The following is a 16,332-nucleotide window of genomic DNA, read 5'->3' as shown; positions in this document are numbered from 1 at the left end:
CACGGCATTGACGCACTGCTCGGCGGCGGGGCCCCCCGGACCGCCAGGCAGGGGCCATCCCACCCATCAGCCGGGCTTGTGGCCGGGCTCGGCCGGGGGCCGGAGCCGACGAACTGGTCCGACAGTCGGACCAGTTGGTCCAGACCGGCGCCCGGAGGTGGGTCAGTCGTGCGAGGGAGCGTCCTTCCGCTCCGGCTTCACTCGGGCCAGGGCGGCCCGGGCACGGGTCAGGGTGCCGTGCGGATCCTCTTCACCCTGCACCGTCACGGCGACGGACACGCAGCCACACGGGCCGGGCCCGTCGTGGAGCTGCTGGCGCACGGCCTCCGCGATGACCGCGTCCGCTCCGGGCAGGGTGAGCAGGAGGGTGTCCCCCGTCCAGCGCACCGCGAAGCCCGGCAGAGGGCAGAGCGCCTCCGCGCGCCGGGCCAGCTCCCGCAGCGCCCCGTCGCCCGCGTCGAAGCCGCGCGTGCGGTTGAGGGTGCCCAGTTCCACCAGGTCCACCAGCACCAGGCTGATGGGCAGCCCTTCGCGGCGGCAACGGCCAATCTCCTTGGCCAGCCGCTCCTCGCCCACGCGCCGGGTGTCCAGTCCGGTGAGGGCATCCTGGCGCATCATCCGCTCGCGCTTGCCCATGAGGTCGGAGCCGATGCCCAGGTCCATCAGCGACAGCAGCTGCGCGACGCCACCGGGCACCAGGAAGGGCCGCGCCACCCAGCGCACCACGCGCGGCCGGGGGCGCTCCAGCGACAGCGTCAGGTGCAGCCCGCGCGAACCCTCCGCCGCCAGGTCCAGCTGCCGCAGCGTGCCACCGGGGTCCGAGGTCAGGTTCGCGACGTGCTGGCACAGCGAATCGAAGGCCATGCCCGACAGCCGGTCCTCCGGCAGCCCCAGCAGCTCCGCCAGCGCCGCGTTGGCGGCGAACGGCTTGCGGCCCGGGGCTACCACCAGCACCGGCACGTCCAGGGCGCTCACGGCCTCGCGCACGAGCGCCAGCGCTGACGCCTCCGTGAGCACGGGCTCCGACGTGCCGCGGACACGCGTCGCGGCGGGGCGGGGCCGGCCGTGCGCGGTGGTGTGCTCCAGGTTCTCCGCCACGCGGTTCGCCAGCTCGCGCAGCGCCGCCAGGTCCTCCGGGCCCAGCATCAGCGGACGCGTGTCGATGACGCACAGCGAGCCCAGCACGTCGCCCGTGGCGGTGACGAGCGGCGCGCCCGCGTAGCTGCCGACGATGCCGTCACGCACCAGCGGGTTGTCGCGGAACACCGGGTGGCGGGTGGCGTCCGGCACCACCATGGCCTCGCGGCCCTGCACGACGTGATGGCAGAAGGACCAGTCGCGCGGCGTGCCACGGTCCCTGGCGAGCGCGGCGGGCAGCCCCACGTGCGCCTTGAACCACTGGCGGTCGCCCAGCACCAGCGTCAGCAGGGCGACGGGGACGCCGAAGGCCTGCGCGACCTCGGAGACCAGCTCCTGCAGCTCCGTGTCGGGAGGCGCCGGGTCCACCAGCGCCAGCTCCTCGATGCGCTGGAGCCGGCGCTTCTCGTCGTCGCCGTTGGACTCCATCTGCAGGGTGCCCGCGAGCTGACCCGCGAGCGCGCGCCGCACGCCATCCCGCATCGCCTCCGGGCCCGCGCGCCGACTGAGCAGCGCGTGGATGCCGAGCGCGTCCTTGAGCTGCCACGCGCGCACGCGCAGCTCGTCGAACGCCGTCACCACCACCACCGCCGTGCCGCTCGCATCCGGGCGGCCCCGCAGCCACGCGAGCAGCGCGAAGCCGTCCACCCTCGGCAGCGCCAGGTCCGTCACCAGCAGCGTGGGGGCGCCGCGCTGGCGCATCAGCTCCTGGGCCTCCGCGCCATCCCGCGCGATCGTGCCCTCCAGTCCCTCCTGCTGCGCGAGCGCGAGCAGGGCCGCGGCGCGGTGGCGATCCGGTTCAGCGATGAGCGCGTAGCGAGGCATGCGGTCCACTCATGGTGCCACGCCTGTCACGAACGTGTCCCTGGGTCCTCTGTCCAGGAATCGGACATCGGACCGGGCACCGGCCGTGAGCACGCCGCTCGGAGACCGGAAATCGCTGAGAGCTACCTGCAATGGCGAAAGCCATCACGGGGCAGGGTGCAGGCCTGCCCCCAGGGCAGGCAGTCTCGGTCAGAGGCACACAGCACGCGGCACCGCTCGTCGATGCATGCCTGGGCATACGAAGGGTTCTCGCACGGACGAAGCACTGCCTCCGTCTCCTCACAAGCGTCACCCGGTCCCAACCATGAATCTCCGAGGGTAAAGGGGATGGGCGGGCTTGCTGCGACAAGCGAAGTGTCCCGGATGAGTTGTACCAGGACGTACAAGGGGCTATCGCGCGGAAGGCTGGAAGCCGGCCCACCCCAGATCCCGTCTTGGATTTTGACACCATCGGACACGCGCAACACCGTCTTCGCCGAGGCTGGAAGGCTCGCCCCCCAGATGGCCACTGCGTTGATTTCGCTCTTGGACCTGGGGACTTCCTTGAGGATGAGAGCGATAGCCGTTGCCGCAGGGCCATTCCATGAGATGGAGAACGCCTCGTCGTCCTTGAAGGTCTGCCCAGGCTGCGGGAAGAGCACCTCCAGTGCGTCCTCCGCCCTCAAATCCGGGATGGGCTGCCGTGGAGTTGGCTGGAGACGACAGAACCCTGCGATGCAATCGAGTCGTGCTGCCTCAAGGGCCCGCCCATCGAATTGGGGACAATCGCTCGCGGACCCACAGGCTCCGTTGCTCTGGTAGCACTGCTTGACGTACGGGTCGCAGAACTCGGCCGCCTCAAGACAGGGGGTGGCAAAGCCACACTGCACCGCCCTGCAGGCTCCCGCCACGCACTCCTGGCGCGGGCCGCAAAGCTCGTTCTGGCAAGGACTGCAAAAACCTGCATCCTTGTAGGGTTCACATGGCCGGCCGGGTGCACACACCAGACTGACCTCAGGGTTGCATGCCTCTTCACACCCAACGTCTTCTTCGAAGCAGCCGTCATCGTTGCATAGGGTCCTGGAGATACAAATCTCAAGGGTTTCGATGCACCTGTCGCAGGGAGAGCCGGGGTCTTCGCCAGGGCAACCACTGGCGCCTGCGACGACGAATATCATCAACGCGGCGGCGGCAAACGCAGTGCACCTGGAAGATTCACGCATCAGTACACGACTCCGAGAGCGCCACCCATCAGCCAGACGGCAGAGGACTCGCGAGTCATCACCTCGGCGCCAATGCCTGTATAGCGATGCTCAGGGCGGATTTCATGCCCTCTTGCGAGTCTCAATTCAGCCAGGATGGACAAGGGAATGTTGTTTCGCGGAGTAAAATAGAGCCGCAGATTGCCTGCCAGCGCCCCCACCTCGAGTTCAGTTGGCTCTTCCCAAAGAGAAGAGTGCGCGTACCAGAGACGGGCGCTAATGCCCAGGGCCGGGCGAAACTGGCTCAAACGCAAAAAGCGCAATTCCATCTCGGGTTCAAGGAAGAGTCCCTTGGCCCAGACATTTCTCTCCCACAACGGGCGGCCCTCTGGCCCGAGGGCCGACTCAAGAGACTTCGCCCAACGATATCCCGCCGAGAGACGCAGCCCCAATCCCGTGGATTGGCTGGTCGATGGGAAGCGCCGCACCTCATAGGTGAAACTGCAGCGCACAGCCTGGGCCGTGAGATTCACCGTGGTCGCCGTCTCCAGGAGCCAGACACAGTCGAGGAAGTTCTGGCGGGCCGAACGCCGTGCGCTCGCCTGGGTCTCTTCAGGAAAGACGCTGAGTGCGAACGCCTGCGAAAGCTCGGGTTTGATGAAGAGCGGCCAGTCGTCCTTGCCGAGGTGCGCGATGGCCTGAGGCGTGGCAAGGGCGCTGCGCTGTCCAGAGAAACCCACCGCCCATGAGACGCTCGAGCCCACATATCCCGCGTTGTGGATGCCAATAACCATCTTGCTTCTATTTGGCATGGTGACAGCTGCTCCGCTCGTGCCTGGAGCAGAGGGTGAGAAATACTGAAACAATGGTACGTGGCCAGCGATGGAGCCTTGAGAAGATTGTCCCAAGCTCTCCAGATGCTTCGCGAGTTTCTCCGCGACAGGCCGCCCCATGAGGAAGCCCATGCCCTCCTGGCAGACGCTCAAGCTGGAGGTGCCATGGATGTTGACAAAATAGACCCCTTTTAAGTCGGGTTCGTTGAACTCGATTTCACCTGCCTGTTCCTGGTCGAGGGTGGCGTATGGGGCGATCTCAATTGCAGCGAGGTCGTACTGCGGCCAGGTGAGAACCTGCGTTCCCTCGCTGAAGAACTGAGCCACCTTGTTCAGTGAGGAGGTCGCATTGCTGCAGTCCACACGCATGATGGCTATCTTGGACATACGGTGTAGCACGTGCAGCGCAGTCACAAGCAGGTGTCTTCCCAGACGGCCAGGCCGCCAGTCCTTGACAATGAAAGCATTTCCTTTTGAGCCGGAGTTCGTCTCGACGACGAAGGTCGGGACGTCAGCAGCCCGGGCTGCGCCTGTGACGAGCAAGCAGAGCATCACCCAGTTACGGGCTGCAGAGAACGTGCTCACGAACCCACTCCAAGTCGCTGAGAGCCAGCTTTGCTCCTTGCTCACCTTGATAGGTATCGTCGGAGCGACTGCGGATAGTGGCGCATTTGTCCTGAGCCTGGGAATGCAAGGCGATGATCTTGGCCTTTTCCAGATGTGTCAGCCCGGTACTGACTTTGCTTGAAGGGGTGCCGCCTGGGGGCGCCCTCTGGGGGCTTGGTTCCTGATTGGCGGGCTGGGTGAGGCTTGCTGCCTCGGCCATGTGAACCCGCAGTGCGATTCCACCAAGTGCCCCACCGACCAGTCCCAGGGAAAAGCAGCACAGGCCCGCGCCAACCCTGCTCACACGCAGGTACATGACCCCGGGAGATTTGGCTTGAGCCCGTACGAAACCGCTGAACGTGAGCAGTGCTCCGCCAGCGAACGTAAAGACCGAGGTGAGGAGTGCCTGCGAGGTGCCTGCATGGATGGAGAGGCCCGCGATCCCCCCCGTGGCAAAACCGAAACTCAGCAGCCCCAAGCCCATCCAGATTGGGCCAGCCCGATCTTCTGGGTCATAGGAGATGGGCGCCGGCTTTGAGGGCTCTGTGCGAGCAGCTTCATTCTTGTCTGCCAAAGTTTGTCCCCCCAGCTATCAAGAGCGGCACCAGCTTGGCCCATTAATGCCGAACGCTGGATGTCGCTTTGTGTGTCCACCATAGCACCCTTGGTAAAGCGAAACACGGTGCGTGCCGAGGCTGACGAAGCGCGGCATGGCTGCGTCAGCAGGCTTTGCTAGATGGGCCGCTTTGCTCATATGGCCTCCTAACGCCGAGGTCCCCCGGGGCTCGAACGTGGGGCTTCCTCCTCATCCAATCCATTACCGGAGACAAGTCCACCTGGAGGAGGAGCGCCTTCGCGAGGGAAACGGCCGAACAGGCGCTTGAGGGCGCCGCTCTGCCGCTGCAGGTCCCCGGTGCGCACGACGGCCTCCGCCAGCGTCACCAGGACGATGCCCACCACTGCGGGCAGCAGCGGCACGACCCAGCCGGGGTCCGCCATCAGCCAGCCCACGAAGGCCGTGTGCGCGACGAGCAGCAGCGCCGCCTGGCCCACCACCGCGCCCAGGCTCCTCGCGCGGCGCGTGCGCCAGGACAGCAGCCCCAGCACCAGCGCCGTCTCCACCAGACCCAGGAGCTGCGCGGGGCCCGTGGCGCGCAGCACCCGGCCGGTGCGCAGGTTGTCCATCGCGAAGGCGTGGATCTCCACGCCCGGCACCGCGAGCTGGCCGGGCAGGGTGCTCTGGCCGTGCAGCCCCGTGGCGGTGACGCCCACGAACACCGTCTTCCCCCGGAGCGCCAGGTCCAGCCCCACCGAGGACGGGCCCGCGGCCAGCACGTCCGCCAGGCTCACGCGCGGCAGCCAGTCCGGCGCGGGCAGGCGCATCAGGGGCGCCCCGTCGTCGGTGGACGCCACGCGCAGCAGCGACTCCGAGCGCTCCGGCCACAATCGCAGCGCCGTCGCCAGCGCGAGCGAGGGCCACGCCTTGCCGTCCACCCGCACCGCGTAGGGATAGCGCCGGATGACGCCGTCCGCGTCCAGGAGCACGTTCAGCGTCCCGCTGCCCCAGGCCGCCAGCCGCAGCGAGGCCAGGCTCGTGGACAGCCCCCGCGCGCCCAGGCGCAGCCGGTCCGCGTCCAGGGGCACTGGCGTCAGCGGCTCTCCCTGCGCGGGCAGGCTCCCGGCGTCCTCCGTCAGCGCCATGCTGCCCAGGATGACGGTGCCCAGCCCGGAGAAGGCCTCCGTGAGGCGCGCGTCGCCGTCCTGTGCGTACAGCCGCGCCTCCAGGTCGCTGGCCAGCGAGGCGCCCTCGGGTGTCCGTGCGAGCCCCGAGGTGCGCAGGCGCTCCAGCACGTCCTCGCCCAGGTCCAGCGCGTCGCGGGACTCCGGCGCGTCGAAGAGGACGTCCACGACCACCGCGCTGGGCCGGTACGCCGCCAGCGACTGGAAGGCCTTCGCCCAGGTGGCGCGCGACAGCGGCCAGCGCTCGCCCAGCGCCGCGAGCGCGCGGTCGTCCACCTCCACCAGCACCAGGTCCGCGGTGGGAGGGAGCGGCGGCAGGAGCCGGCTCACCGTGAAGTCGTACAGGGCCCGCTCGCCCGGGCCCGGCGCGCCGCCCGTCAGCGCCGAGCCCACCGCGAGCAGCAGGCCCACGCCGACGCCCAACCCCCGCAGGAGGGCAGGGGAGGACAGCAGCGAGGACCTGGGACCGCGAGCAGGCAGGGTCATCTCACCCGGTGACGTCGAAGCTGAAGATCTTCGACGGGTAGCCTACGAAGCCATCGGCATCCACCGCCAGCACCCGCCAGAACCATTTGCCCGCGCCCGGCGCCGCCGCGTCCACGGTGGGGTTCGCGGACTCCTGGACCCGCACGTCGCCCGTGAAGTCCGCCGTCGACGCCAGCTCCACCCGGTACAGCTTCGCGCCCGGCACCGTCTTCCAGACGAGCGCGGGCGCCTTCGGGTAGGTACCGCCGCGCGGCCGGTCCTGCACCGGGGCCGCGAGCAGCGCGCGAGGTGCTTCCGGCGCCTGGGCCGGCTTCGCGCGCGAACCGAAGCCCGCGTCCACGTCCACGGAGGCCTGCTCGGCGCCCAGGGCCACCTTGCCCTCCAGCGTCTCCACGCGGCTGGTGCCGTCCTCCTGCTGCACCACGCGGAAGCGCGTGCCCCGCACGCCGGCCACCGCGCCGCGCGTGCGCACCTCGAAGGTGGAGCCCGCGCCGCCCGGCGCCGCCTGCGTCTCCACCGTGCCCTTCACCAGGTCCAGCAGCACCTTGCGCTGGCGCTCGGCGGTGAGCTCCAGCGTGCCCAGGCGCACGGCGCTGCGGGGGGACAGGAACAGGTGGCTGCCGTCCGCCAGCGCCAGCTCCGCCCGGCCCGTGTCGCCCGTGGCCACGAGCTCGCCCGCGTACAGCGGGTCGCCCGCCACGCGCGGCTTCGGCTCCGCTTCGCCTTGGGCCGCCGTCACCTGTCCGCTGGCCGTGCGCAGCCGCGCCACCGAGAGCTGCCCGGGGCGCTCCACGTAGGCGAGCTGCAACTGGCCCGGCGTGTTGGCGTCGCCCGGGGGCGCCACGAAGGACACCCGCGTGCGGGGGATGCCCGCGTTCACCAGCACCTCCGCCGCGGCCTTCGCCACCGCCAGGCCCTGGCCGTCCAGCCGCTCCGCGTCCGGCAGCTTCGCGGCCACGGTGAGGCCCCGGATGGCGGGGCGCGCCTTCACGGCCTCCGCCACCTCGCGCAGGCAGGCCTCCGTGCGGGGGCCCTTCGCCTCCAGGGGGCGGCCCGTGGTGAGCCGGCCGTTGTCGAACGTCAGCCCGCCACAGGCGCTGTCCGCCTCCGCCGCGAGTCCCGCCATGGGCGAGGCCGACAGCAGCAGCGACAGCATCAGGGGGGCGCCTGCCTTCCTCACGGCGACACTCCTTCCGCCTGGCCGGCGGTCTTCACGATGTTGAACTCCACGCGGCGGTTGTTCTCCCGGCCCTTCGGCGTGTCGTTGGTGTCCACCGGCTTCGTCTCACCGGAGCCCACCGCCTCCAGGCGCGCGGCCGCGATGCCGTTCTTCACCAGCCAGTCGCGCACGGTGTTCGCGCGGCGCTGCGACAGGTCCAGGTTCTTCGCGTCGTCGCCCTGGCTGTCCGTGTGGCCCTCCACGCGCACCAGCTCCAGCTCCGGGTGGGTGCGCAGCACGGCGGCCACCTGCGACAGCAGCGGGAACGACTTCGGCAGGATGACGTCCTTGCCGGTGGCGAAATACACCTTGTCGAGGATGACGATGCGCGAGCCCTCCAGGCGCACCTTCGACGCGCCCTTGTCCGGGCACCCGTCGTCGTCCTTCACGCCGTTGATGACCTCCGCCTCCAGCGGGCACTGGTCGTCCGCGTCCGCGATGCCGTCCTTGTCGTTGTCCGGATCCGGGCAGCCATCCTCGTCCTCGAACCCGTCGGGGTCCTCCGCCACCGTCGGGCAGCGGTCCTCGGGGTCGAGGATGCCATCGCCGTCCGTGTCCACCGGGGCGGGCGGCAGGGCGAGCGGGGCCGGGGGCTGCGTGGCGTTCGCGACGGGCTTCTCCTCCGGAACCGTGTCCGGGCAGCCGTCCTCGTCGCGCTCGCCGTTCACCGTCTCCGGCTCGGTGGGGCAGGTGTCGCTCACGTCGGGGATGCCGTCGTGGTCGTCATCCGGATCCAGACAGCCGTCGTCGTCCTGGAAGCCGTCGAAGTCCTCGGGCCCCAGCGTGCAGGTGGGCTCGCGCGCGGCGGCCACCGGGGCCGGTGCGCCTCCCGGCGTGTAGGCCAGCCCCGCGAGGACGCGGAAGGCGGGCGTGCCGTAGCCGCGCGTCAGGCCCGGCCCCGCGCCGACGTGCGCGGCGAAGCCCTGGGCGAAGCGGTACTTCACCGCGCCCAGCACCTCCAGCGGGAACTCCTCCTTGTCGGACTCCGACAGGCCCACCGCGCCCGCGAGCGTGGCCTGTGCGGACAGCGCCTGCGTGAGCGGCACCTCCGCGCCCACGCCGAACGCGAACTCGTTGCCCACGCGCAGGTTGCGCAGGTCCTGGGCCTTGCGCAGGTTGACGCCCACGTTGGCGAGCAGCCGCAGCGACGGCGTGGCCCACTCACCGGCCACGCGCGGCTGGAAGGTGGGCCCGTCCGCGCCCAGGAAGTGGTCCCCGCCGCCGGTGGGCAGGGTGAAGGGCGCGAGCACCGCCAGGTTCAGCGCACCCTTCGACAGCAGCGCCAGCTTGGGCACCACGCGCAGGTCGCCCAGGCCCGCGGAGCCCACGCCGTCCGCGAACTGTTCGGACACGGCGCTCGCGGACTCCGAGCCGGTGACCGTCAACGGCAGCACCAGGCCCACCTCCAACCGGTCGAAGAGGGACACCGCGCCCATCAGGTCCAGGGAGACCTGCTGCTGCACGATGCGGTAGACGAACGTCTCCTCGCGCGGGTCGAAGAAGTTCAGCGGGTGGTGCGCGTAGTTGAGTGACGCGCCCACGTTCCACGTCAGGTGCGGCGCGACGCGGGCGCTGTGCAGTCCGAGCACGTCATATGCGCCCGGCCCCGGCTTGTACTGCTGCACGTCGATGGCCTGCGACACCGGCGCCTGGGCCTCCGCCCGCGACGCGGTGCCCAGCGACAGGCCCACGGCCACCGCCAACGCCAGGCCCCGGGCGGGGAGGGCGCGGCGGCGACGGCCGAGGAACGGCACGGCCAGCAGGCCCAGCGCCAGCGGGAGCAGACCCCCGGCGCCGCCCGTCGAGCAGCCCCGGCCCAGCACGGTGAAGTCGTCATCGGCGTCGAGCGGGTTGGTGCCACCCTTCACCTCGACACCGTCAGGGATGCCGCCCTCGTCGCTGTCCTCGCGATTGGGGTCGGTCTCGTTGGCGTCGCGGACGCCGTTGGCGTTGACGTCCTCTTCACCATCGGACAGGCCGTCGCCGTCCGTGTCGCGGGCCAGCGGGTCGGTGGGGTTCTGCCCGTGCACCTCGACGCCATCCTTCAGGCCGTCGCCGTCCGTGTCGGCGTTGCGGCGGTCGGTCTCCGTGGCCTGGGTGATGCCGTCGTGGTTCACGTCTTCCTCGCCATCCGTGAGCCCGTCATTGTCGCTGTCGGTGTCCCGCGCGTCGATGAGTCCGTCGCCGTCGGTGTCGACCAGCCCATCAATGCCATCCGGCAGACCGTCGCCGTCCGTGTCGGGGTTGAACGGATCCAACCCCAGCTCCAGCTCGGTGGCGTTGTCCACGCCGTCACCGTCGGCGTCCACGTCGTCGGCGGCGTCGAGCGGATCCGTCTCGCCCGGGTCCACCTTGCCGTTGTGGTTCTTGTCCTCGATGCCGTCCCAGACGCCGCCGCTGTCGGTGTCGGCCTTGAGCGGATCCGTGGTGGTGGACGGGTCGGCGTCCGCGACGAAGCGGGCGGGGTCGGTGCCCGTGCCCTGCGGCGCGGCGAGGCCCAGCTCCAGGCCATCGGTGAGGCCGTCGGCGTCGGAGTCCGCGAGCGTCGGGTCGGTCTCCGTGGCCTGGGTGACGCCGTCGTGGTTGGCGTCCTCGTTGCCGTCGAGCAGGCCGTCGTCGTCGGAGTCGTCATCCAGCGGGTTCGTGCGGCCGGAGTGGACCTCCACCCCGTCGGACAGGCCGTCGCCGTCCGTGTCGCGGTTGCGCGGGTCGGTGCCGGCCTGGGCCTCTTCCGCGTCGGTGAGGCCGTCGTTGTCGGCGTCATCGGTCGCGGACCAGGACCAGGTGGCGGGTGAGGCGTCCACGTTGCCCGCCGCGTCGGTGGCGCGCACGGCGAGGGTGTGGGGACCGGGCGTCACGGTGAAGAGGGCCGGGTCCGAGCACGGCGTGAACGGGCCGTCATCCAGGCTGCACGCGTAGCTGACGCCGGTCTCGTCGGAGTCCAGGTCGAACGTGGCGGGGTTCGGCGCGTCGTTCGCGGCCGGACCGGAGCGGATGAACGTGTCGGGCGCGGTGGTGTCCACGGTCCACGTGAAGGTGGCGGGCGTGGGGTCCACGTTGCCGGCCGTGTCCACTGCGCGCACCTGCACGGTGTACGTGCCGTCCGCGAGCGCCGTGCGCTCCTGCGGGCTCATGCAGGGGACGAAGGCCCCCGTCGTGCCGAAGCGGCACTCGAAGGTCGCGGTGGCGTCGTCCGAGGTGAACTCGAAGGAGGCGTCGCGGTTCGAGGTGACGGCGGGGACGGACGCGGTGAGGACCGTGTCCGGCGCGACGAGGTCCACGGTGAAGGTGACGCTCGTGGCCTGGCTGCTGTTGCCGGCCGCGTCCACCGAGGTCGCGGAGACGGTGTGCGCGCCGGTGCCCAGCACCGGGCCCGTGGTGAACGTCCACGTGCCCGTGTCGGAGACGGTGGCCGTGCCCACGAAGACGTCATCCACCGTCACTCGCACGGTGGTGCCAGCTTCCGCGGTGCCGGCGTAGGACACCGCGCCCGTGTTGAAGAGGGCGCCGTTCGCGGGCGAGGTGATGGCCGGCGACGGAGGCGCGGACAGGTCCACCGTCCAGGTGTACTCGGCCGGAGTCGGGTCGACGTTGCCCGCCGCGTCCACGGCGCGCACGGCGAGGGTGTGCTCACCCTCCGCGAGGGAGTCGAGCGTGAAGGGGCTGTCGCAGTCGGTGAACGTGCCCTCATCCACGCTGCACTCGTAGCGGATGCCGCCGCCGGTGGAGCTGAACTCGAACGTGGCGCTGGCGCTGTTCGAGGGCTGGGCGGGGCCCGACTCGATGGTGGTGTCCGGCGCGTCGGTGTCGATGAAGAACGTGAGCGACACGGGCTCGCTGACGTTGCCCGCCGCGTCCGTGGCGGTGGCGCTCAGTGCGTGCGAACCGTCCGCGAGCGTGGCCTGCACGGGGTAGCTCCACTCGCCCTGCGCGTTGACGAGGATGGGCCCCAGCGGCGCGCCGTTGTCGAGGACCAGGTACACGGTGCTGCCCGGCTCCGCGGTGCCGGTGATGACGGGCGAGGCGGCGGTGAGCACCTCGCCGCTCGTGGGCTGGAGGACGATGGGCGCGTCGGGACGCGTGACGTCCACGGTCCAGGTGTAGCTGGCGGGCGAGGGGTCCACGTTGCCCACCGCATCCACGGCGGCGACGGTGAACGTGTGCGGGCCCGCGTCCAGGTTCGTGGCCGTGTACGGCGAGGCGCACGGCACGCTGGTGGCGTCCAGCGTGCAGACGAAGCCCGCGACATCCGCGTCCGTGCCACGGAAGGTGAACGTGGCGGACGTGCTGTTGCTCGCCACCGGAGGCTGCGAGGTGATGACGGTGTCGGGCGACACCGAGTCCACGGTGAACTTGAGCTGGGCCGCGTCGCTGACGTTGCCCGCCGCGTCGCTCGCGGTGGCGCTGACGGTGATGGCGCCCTGGGGCAGGTCGGTGGCCGGCGTGAAGCTCCAGTTGCCGGAGGCGTCCACGGTCAGCGGACCGAAGGTGTCGCCGCCGATGACGAGCGTCACCTGCGTGCCGACGTCGGCGGTGCCCGTGATGGCCGGGCGAGCGGTGGTGACGGTCGAGCTCTGGGCCGGTGCCGTGAAGACCGGCGCGTCCGGCGCGGAGGTGTCCACGGTGAAGAGGGAGGTGGCGACGGGGCTGTCGTTGCCCGCGCCGTCACGCGCGACGGCCGTGAGCGTGTGGCCGCCGTCATCGAGCACGATGCCGGGCGTGAAGCTCCATTCGCCGGAGGCATTGGCGGTGACGGTGCCCAGCGGCGTGCCGTCCAGCGTCGCCGTGACGCGGCTGCCGGGCTCGGCCGTGCCGCTGTAGGTGACGGGGGACGCGTTCAGCGCCGCGCCGTTCGCGGGCGCGACGATGACCGGCGCGTCCGGCAGGGTGGCGTCGACGGTGAAGGACACGGTGCGCGCGGGGCTGGTGTTGCCCACCGCGTCGCGGGCCGTGACGGACACGGTGTGCGGGCCATCCGTGAGCGCGGAGGACGTGCAGGACCACGCGCCGGATTCATCCGCCGTCGCGGTGCACAGCACGGTGGTGCCTTCGCGCACCGTCACGGTGCTGCCCGCTTCGGCCGTGCCCGTGATGGCGGGCGTCGAGGTGGAGACCGCCTGGCCGGACGTGGGGGCCGTGACGACGGGGATGGCCGGGGCGGTGGTGTCCACGCTGAAGGGCACCGCCGTGCTGGCCGGGCCCGTGTTGCCCGCCGCGTCCCGCGCCGTGGCGGTGAGGGTGTGCGGGCCGTCCGTGAGCGTGGAGGACGTGCACGACCACGCACCGGAGCTGTTCGCCGTGGCGGTGCACAGGACGGTGGTGCCCTCGCGCACGGTCACGGCGCTGTTGGGCTCCGCCGTGCCGCTGAGCGTCGGCGTCTGCGTCGCCACCGTCTGGTTGGCCGTGGGCGACGCGATGACCGGCGCGATGGGCGCGGTGGTGTCCACGGTGAAGGGGACGGACGTGCTGGCCGGGCCGGTGTTGCCGGCCGCGTCGCGCGCCGTGGCGGAGATCGTGTGCGAGCCATCCGTCAGCTGCGACGAGGTGCAGGACCAGGCGCCGGAGCCGTTCGCGGTGGTGGTGCACAGCACCGTCGTGCCCTCACGAACGGTGACGGTGCTGTTCGCCTCGGCGGTACCGGACAGCGCCGGCGTCTGCGTGGCCACGGTCTGACCGGAGGTCGGCGCCGTGATGACCGGAGCCACGGGAGCGATGGAGTCGACGGTGAAGGGGACGGCCGTGCTCGCCGGGCCGGTATTGCCCGCGGCATCGCGAGCCGTCGCGGTCACGGTGTGCGCACCTTCCGAGAGCGAAGCCGAAGTGCACGACCACGCGCCGGAGGCATTCGCCGTGGCGGTGCAGAGGACGGTCGTGCCCTCGCGCACGGTGACGGTGCTGCCGCCTTCCGCCGTACCGGACAGGACCGGCGTCTTCGTGGTCACCGTCTGGTTGGCCGTGGGTGCCGTGACGACAGGCGCCGCCGGAGCGACCGTGTCCACGGAGAAGGGGACGGCCGTGCTCGCCGGGCCGGTATTGCCCGCCGCGTCGCGCGCGGTGGCGGAGATCGTGTGCGCCCCCTGCGCGAGCGTCGAGGACGTGCAGGACCAGACGCCCGACGCATTGGCCGTCGCGGTGCACAGGACCGTGGTGCCCTCGCGCACCGTGACGGTGCTGCCCGCCTCCGCCGTGCCCGTGAACGTCGGCGTCGTCGTGTTGAGCTGCGCGTTCTGCGCGGGCGTGGAGATGACCGGAGCCACCGGCGCCGTCGCGTCCACGCTGAAGTCAACGGACGTCGTCGGGCTGAGGTTGCCGTTGGCGTCCGCCGCCTGCGCCGTCACCGTGTGCGCGCCATCCGCGAGCTGCACGGTGGAGGTGCAGCTCCATGTGCCGCCCGCGCTCACCGTCGCGGTGCACAGCACCGTGGTGCCCTCGCGCACGGTGACGGTGTTGCCCGCTTCGCCCGTGCCGCTGAAGGGAGGCGTGCGCGTCGTCAGCGTGGCGTTGGCCGCGGGCGACGTCACGGCCGGAGCGGGCGGACCGCCCACCGGCGTCGTCGTGGGACCGGTCCCCACCGGCGGCGAGGACGGGAACGATGTCTGCGGCGCGCCCTGCTGCCCGGTGCTGCGCACGATGGCCTGGTTGTCGATGCTCCCCGAGGCCCCCACGTTGATGGTCACCCGGAAGACGAGGGTCGTGCTCTCTCCGATGTTGATGACGCCGCCCTGCGTGGCGTTGGCGCCCGTCCCCAGGCGCACCGTGAGCCGGCGGTTCGCCGCGTCGTAGTCGCCCTGGTCATCGCCCGTCGCGTCCGTCTTCGCGCCGGTGTTGGCGCCCGAGGTCACCCGCAGCGAGCCCGGCACGTAGGTGACGTTCGAGGGCAGCGCGTCCGTGAGCACGGTGAGGATGCCGGAGTCATCGCCCGTGTTCGTCGTCTGCACCGTGTACTCCAGCACGTCGCCGCCGCGCAGGCTGCCGTCCGGACGCGGCGACACGGGCGCCACGCTCTTCACCGTCTGGATGAAGTCCGGCTTCTGCGTGGAGATGGACGTGATGAACGCGCCCAGCAGGTACTGGTCCGCCGAGGAGGTCGCGGACACCGTCGCGGACGTCTGGCCCCCGGAGACGCGCGCGGTGATGTCCACGACGTCCAGGTCCATGCCTTCGAGCGTGGCTGGCGTGCCGGCGAAGCGCGGCAGGTCCCCGGCGTTGCTCTGCGCCACGCCCAGCCGGCTGCGCGTGCCGTTGAAGAAGTTGTTCGCCGGGTTCTGCGCGTCGGACAGGGCCACGCCGTTGAAGTTCAGCGCGTCGCCCGAATAGACGTTCTCACCCTCGTAGGCGATGACGCCCAGCTTCGCCGTGTAGCCGGAGGACGGCACCAGGAAGCCGGACAGCGTGGCCGTCGCGCTCGCGCCGTTGCTCACGATGTCCAGGCCGTCGAAGAGGGTGAGGTTGCGCAGGGGATCGCTGGCGAGCCGGTAGAAGACGACCATCGCCCAGCCGGAGTAGGGGAAGGTGTCGTTGACGTTGCGGAAGTCCAGCACGTCCGCGCCGGAGAGCAGGTACGCGCCCGTGCCGTACTGCTGCACCAGCGACGTCACGTCCGCCGTGGACTGGTAGGCGTAGTTGTTGCCGCTCGTGTAGCCCTTGCTGGAGTCCGCGGTGATGGGCGTGGAGAACGTGCCCACGCGCGCCAGCGTCACGGAGGTGCCCGGGGCCATGGTGCCCGTGCTGTTCTGCACCGAGCGCACCGCGCTCCAGTACAGCCGCGCGTACGTCACCACCGCGCCCGCGGGCAGCGCGAGCACCGCCTGGCTCCTCGCGCTTCCCGGTGCCACGGACGTGTCCGCGGACGCCGTGCTGCCGTTGGTCGTCCAGTGCACGTCCGCCGCCTGGTCATCGATGTTGTTGCCGCAGGCGCCCACCGTGCCCACCAGCGGCGCCGGCGTTCCCGTTCGGCACTCCTGCGACAGCGTGTTGCCGAACAGCACGAAGTCGCCCCGCTGATCCGTCTGGTAGCGCAGCGTCGGAGCGGCGGACGCCCCCAGCGGCAGCAGCACCAGGACCACCAGGGAGGCCAGCCTCCAGGCCTGCGCGAGGGGGGCGGCGTCCCGGTACGAAGCGAGGGCGGAGTCGTCGGAGGTGGGGGCCATGGGGGCTCTTCGGTACGGCGGCGGCGAGGGTCAGCGAGGCAGGCGACCTCTCAAGAGCAAGGCCAGGGCCAGCCTCCGCGCACAGGCAACGTTGAATTCTTCCAGGGGGTTGGAATACAGGGGTTGGCCGCGCGAGGCGCCTTGTCCTGTTTGCG

Annotated in this window: 5 protein-coding genes; all 5 read right to left on the bottom strand. The window is 70.9% G+C overall.

What is annotated here, in order from left to right; all coding sequences use genetic code 11:
- Window positions 1-162 precede the first annotated feature (162 nt).
- Window positions 163-1,962 carry a GGDEF domain-containing response regulator gene (locus JYK02_RS32215; protein WP_207056729.1) on the bottom strand — a complete coding sequence of 600 codons (1,800 nt, stop codon included), beginning with the start codon at window positions 1,960-1,962 and terminating at the stop codon, window positions 163-165.
- Window positions 1,963-3,163: 1,201 nt separating this feature from the next.
- Window positions 3,164-4,561, bottom strand: a complete 1,398-nt coding sequence (locus JYK02_RS32210) for a hypothetical protein (RefSeq protein ID WP_207056728.1) — start codon at window positions 4,559-4,561, stop codon at window positions 3,164-3,166.
- Window positions 4,562-5,344: 783 nt separating this feature from the next.
- Window positions 5,345-6,808, bottom strand: coding sequence for a CHASE2 domain-containing protein (locus tag JYK02_RS32205; protein WP_207056727.1), 1,464 nt, complete (start codon window positions 6,806-6,808; stop codon window positions 5,345-5,347).
- A 1-nt stretch (window position 6,809) separates the two neighbouring features.
- Entirely contained in the window at window positions 6,810-7,988 is a 1,179-nt protein-coding gene (locus tag JYK02_RS32200; protein WP_347402635.1) for a FecR family protein, read from the bottom strand.
- Window positions 7,985-16,177 (bottom strand): Ig-like domain-containing protein, encoded by an 8,193-nt coding sequence (locus tag JYK02_RS32195; protein WP_207056726.1) that lies wholly within the window; start codon window positions 16,175-16,177, stop codon window positions 7,985-7,987. Before JYK02_RS32195 ends, JYK02_RS32200 begins: the two co-directional genes overlap by 4 nt.
- Window positions 16,178-16,332: the final 155 nt, after the last annotated feature.

This window comes from Corallococcus macrosporus (assembly GCF_017302985.1).
GTDB lineage: Bacteria > Myxococcota > Myxococcia > Myxococcales > Myxococcaceae > Corallococcus > Corallococcus macrosporus_A.
Note: the sequence above shows the minus strand (reverse complement) of the source record. Positions and strands in the feature narration are given on the sequence as shown.